We start from the raw sequence: 4,967 nt of genomic DNA, 5'->3' as shown, positions 1-4,967 counted from the left end.
AGGTCTGTCGCACTAACATTTGTAAACGATCACTGGATCACATTGTTTTAATTCTGAAATTGGCTGCGGAATGACGGGTTAAAATTTCCTTACTTATTTTAGAAAGGGAATGCTGGATACAAAACAACACAGAGTGTAGATTAGAATCATCTATCTCCATATCGTCTTCAACTATAAATATATGCTGACTAATCACTTTATTGTGAAAAGTCGAGTACTGCTTTGAAAATCTTTCAAGTCGTGTTATTGAATCTAAATTAGAAAGGTATATATAAAGAGATGTTGCCATAGCGACATCAAAGAAAAAATCAGAATCGTCACATACTTCATTTGTTATCTGTGAGTAGAATTTAATAAGGAATTGTACTTTGTCGATATCCATATCCAGATTGTTAACATACTTTTCCTTTAATTTCTTTGTAGTGGCATCACTTTCAGAAACGTAAGACAAAAAGGAGTTTATGAAACTATCAATTGAATTTTCATACGAAGTAACATTACCAATTTCATCATATGAAATGATTTTTGAATGGTAGCAAAATTCCTTAGAAAAAACTGACAAAGCATCTGATGTCATTATCCTCTCAGGGCAGAATATACTAGGAATTGGTTCTCCATCTTGTAAAGTCTTAAGGAATTCTGTTAAGAGCTTAAATTTAATATTTATGTCAACATTATCTACATTGCGACGGAATGTTTTTAATTTTTCTCTGTCATAATCGACGATAATTTCAGAAAATCCATTGTAATGTTCCAAGTCATCTTTGTCAGAAAGGAACAAATGGCTAGGCTTTCTTATGAGGATCTTGTTATCTTTACAAAGAGTAGTTGTGCCGTTTTCGATTATATTCCGTTCAAACCATTTTTTATTGACTTTAGGGAAAATAGAAACTCCATCATTGTCTATAAGCCACTCGTAGAAAGTTGACTTAGTTTTTAGCTCATTGAGTTGACTTAAAATCGTATCTTTGTTCCAGTTACCATTTTCTATTGTTAAATATACTAGTAAGGCGTTATGGTACTGCTCGAACACCTTTTTCTCATCAGTAAGTCCTCTGAAAATGTTACCATCTACTATTGAGGATATTATCCAGTTTGCTATAGCGTTATCAATCTCGACTTGATCTAATTTTTCCAACCAGTTTGGAGCAGAAAAACTGGAGCTAGAACTGGAAAGCAAATTAAACGACAAAGAACAATATTTCCACATAGATTCGAGTAAATCTGTTGATCGGTTCTCTCTAGATACTGAAAATAGGCAAAGTAGATAATAAAATTTCTTTGTTGTAATTGGATCAAAAATAGATTTTTCAAAATTTGAAATGGAGAAGGTATTCTTTTTCTCTTCTACAGACATTTTTGCAAAGAATAAAGAAGCAATTTTCTTGAGATCAACTTCATTATCATTAAAACAGAAGTTATAAATGACTTTAATAAAGTTTTTTGAAGATTTAATTTCATTCAGATAGATATCTAAATGTGATATTAATTCATTTGTCGCGTTAACTTTACTATAATCAGATATAGATATTAATGCTGAAAGGTAATGCTCTGGAGGAATCTTGGTTATTTCTACATTTACGTTAAAGTTTGTAATCAAGTAAGCTATATGTTCATAAACGATCGTTGAGTATGTAAGTTTAGGTTCGACGGCTTCAATGATGTTCTTCAGTGCGTATCTATTGTCTTTGTTTGTTTCAATTGCGTTTATTAAGCATGATGTCAATACTTCAGATTGTAAGGTGTCAAATCTTTCTATCTTATGAATTACTTCCCACCCTTCATTCATCTCAAACAGGAAATTAAACAAATTTTTGAATAAACTTCCTCGTCCTATAGCTTTTTCAAGAGCGGGAAGAATTTGCTCTGTCTTCATTGCATTTAATTCTTCTACGCCATCTAGATGTGAGAAGATGAAAGATAGATCTTCCTGACACGAATCTGACTGTACAAGTGTTACGAATTCATTTATAGCATTGTTTTTTTGCTTTTCACTTGACGTAACAAATGTTTTTGATACCTGATCTACCGCATATTTTGATTGAGACCTATACTTGTCAAATTTGTTATGAAAAGATGATATCTTCGAAACTACAGTTTTATCGCTATTGAGAGTTAGACTCAGGAGTTCTAAGTTATTGCTAAGCTCACTTAGAATTTTTTCAGCATCACCTTTTGACTTTGCAACCAAAAAAATATCATCAACGTATCTTTCATATAATAATATTTCGCTGTTAGCCAATTTATTTTTAAAGCCTATGTCAATCTCAGATAAGTATAATTCTGCGAAAAAACGTGCATAGGCTGGGCCTTGTGGCAAACCCTTATTATCACCAACAATCTCCTGTGTCATGTTGAAAATAGCACCTAGACATTTTTTGTATCTATCACTTGTTTCGCTTCTCATTGACTCTATTTTATCTTTTATTGTAGAGCCACTATCACCTAATAATAGCCTTTTAAGTCTATCATGTGAAATATTATCATAAAAGCTGCTTATATCTGTTTTAATAATGTAAAAATCTTTATATAGATCATTCTCAATAGCATTCGTGATATTTGATATAAACTTCAACCATAGATATAGCCATGGTTTAAATATATATCCGCCGTCAAATCCTTTGTTGATCTGATAACCATGAGAATTACTATCAGTCTTGATATCAAGGTAATATGCGATTTGCTTAAGAATGCAGGACGTCACGACCCTCGTACTTGAGTTTAATGTAATTAATTCACGAGTTTTGCCTTCCTCATTCCTTACATGTTTATAGTAGCCCCAGTTCTTTGAGCCTTTTATAAACTCCTCAATTTCGGTTAGAAATTCACTGTTATCTTTTGAAGAAAGCTCTTCAACGACTATTTTGGCTTGAACCTCATCGTTCATAAACAGGTAATTCAGTTCGGCGGCTCTTGTTATTTCTATATCCTTATTTGAAAATTCAAAATTTGCCTCTGTATATTCAAGGAAGTTTGGAATACAAACCCGAAGAAGTTCTTCAACAGAAAGTACATCATCGAACTTGCAAGATAGCGTACTTTCTATCTTATCTTGAGTAGGAAAGTTGAAATTTTTAAGAGCTTGTATCGCTGATTCAGTAATATTTTTATCATAATTATCTAGTCTACTAAATATTTCGTGTAAGATAATACTACTTAAATTAGGTTCGTCTCTACATTCTAAATTGCACAGCAAACCGACTATTAATACTCGCTCTTTGTGTGTTAGGTTTTCCCCAAGATTAATCTTTAGAGATAGCTTCTTAAGCGGTTTTGTCCCATTCCACAAACCTAGCAGAGCTTTTAGATCGAATGGTTTTCTTTGGACTTTAATGCTTTTGATTCTGTTGTACTGGACATTTTCTAATTCATAGCTCTCAAAAAATGTCCCTAGGCATTTCTCTAATGCTGATCTACAGGTTGAGGTGTGTTCTTCTAGAATTTTAATGTTATCAGACAGCATTGTGTCAGATAAGGAACTAAGTTTCTGAATGTTCCCAACTTCTGTTGTATTAGGCAAAAGGTAAGAGTAACAACCAGATTTTTTGTGCTTAGATAGAGGTATTTTTACCCCTAGACCAACTCCTCCTGTCGGTGTTGCGGAATGCGGAAATAGGTCTATGCCAATTAAGCTACTATCAAAATCTAAAGCAACATATTGTAAAATCGCTTGCTGTATATCATATCCAGTTCTGTAGTTTATCGCTTCGTTAAAAGTAACCCAGACGTGTAAGCCACGATTTCCTGAGTACTCAAGAAGGAATGGGATCCCACATTGTTCGAGTGTATGACAAAAGGTATTAATTGTTTTCTCTAGCTCTTTTTCTCCTCGGTGAATCAAGCCCGAGTCGATGCATGATTTCAAAATGTCAAAGTCAAAACATATCCATTTTATAGTTAAGTCATTGTTTTTTTGATATATTGCAATTGACTCTTGATTGAGGAGAACTTGCTTAATCAATTCTGAGTTGACCACTCCTGCTTTTTTTCTATATGTACCATCATCTTGCTGTTCAACATAATGGTTTTGGTCAGTAGCTATGAGATTGGTAATTAATTCGCCATATTTTTTGTACACTTTCTGTTGGCTCCGTTGATTCAATACTTGGATTCGTGTTGCTCTGATCTAAAATGTGGCACCCCATGAGCAAACAAGATCATACACATTCGTTACTTCTATCGAAACACAAGTGGGTTTGATTTTCATACAAATATACCCGATATCTTGCAATGAAATCGAGTGAATATAACCAACTGATATTCATTAAGTTCATTTCATCGAGAGAAGCAATGGGATTAGGTTTCGCTTCTTGCTATTTATTACTTTTGTATCTCAAAACTGGTAACTTATCTAAATAAGAATTCGAGCTGTAGCTCACTTTGGGGAAGAAACAAGCTGGTCGCGCAACCATTGATTTGCAAACTCGATGATGATTGTGATGGAACAACTTAGTTATAGAGTTGGCTTTGTTCTATAGGGTTTTACCAATCATCAGGGTCACGGAGCTTTGCCTGTTCGCGGCTTACAGCTTTGTCTTGAATATGTAGCTCAAGATCTAGTGATGACAGCAAGCGCATCAGGCTTTCAATATTGGACGAAGCAGGATCACGTTCAAGTTTCGATACTGTTGTCTGTTTTAGACCAACAGTATCTCCGACTTTGGTTTGGTTGCGACTTTGATTCCTTCGTACATCACGCAAGTATATTCCCAACTGCTTAGGACTTGTTATGAGCATGTCTGCCTCCAATGTAAACTAACCCCTACAGAGGATATTAGCACTTTAACCCCTTAAGGGGTTAAAGTTAATTTTACCCCCGTACAGGGGTAATTAGTTATAGCCAGGATTAAGAGGTTTGACTGGGCAAGGGTTCTAGAAAATGCTTAGTATTTTGTCATTACTGAGGGAACCTGACGGGATAAGTACCAATCGACTTTGTCGTACTCTTATAGTCTAGCTCTCATGCT

At 34.3% G+C, this 4,967-nt stretch carries 2 protein-coding genes; both read right to left on the bottom strand.

Translation table 11 applies throughout. The annotated features are described in order from the left end of the window. Window positions 1-37: 37 nt before the first annotated feature. The gene (locus ACWYVB_RS23915) at window positions 38-4,078 is read right to left on the bottom strand and encodes a TOTE conflict system archaeo-eukaryotic primase domain-containing protein (protein WP_457530425.1); all 4,041 of its coding nucleotides are present in this window, start codon (window positions 4,076-4,078) and stop codon (window positions 38-40) included. A gap of 404 nt (window positions 4,079-4,482) precedes the next feature. Continuing rightward, window positions 4,483-4,737, bottom strand: a complete 255-nt coding sequence (locus ACWYVB_RS23910) for a helix-turn-helix domain-containing protein (protein ID WP_017420200.1) — start codon at window positions 4,735-4,737, stop codon at window positions 4,483-4,485. Between the last annotated feature and the right edge of the window lie 230 nt (window positions 4,738-4,967).

Source organism: Vibrio sp. JZG10, from assembly GCF_054064075.1.
The sequence above is the reverse complement of the archived record's forward strand: the minus strand, read 5'-3'. Positions and strand labels throughout refer to the sequence as shown.

Coding starts and splice junctions, on each gene's coding strand:
- ACWYVB_RS23910 (WP_017420200.1), bottom strand. CDS start 4,737: ATGCTCATAACAAGTCCTAAGCAGTTGGGAATATACTTGCGTGATGTA.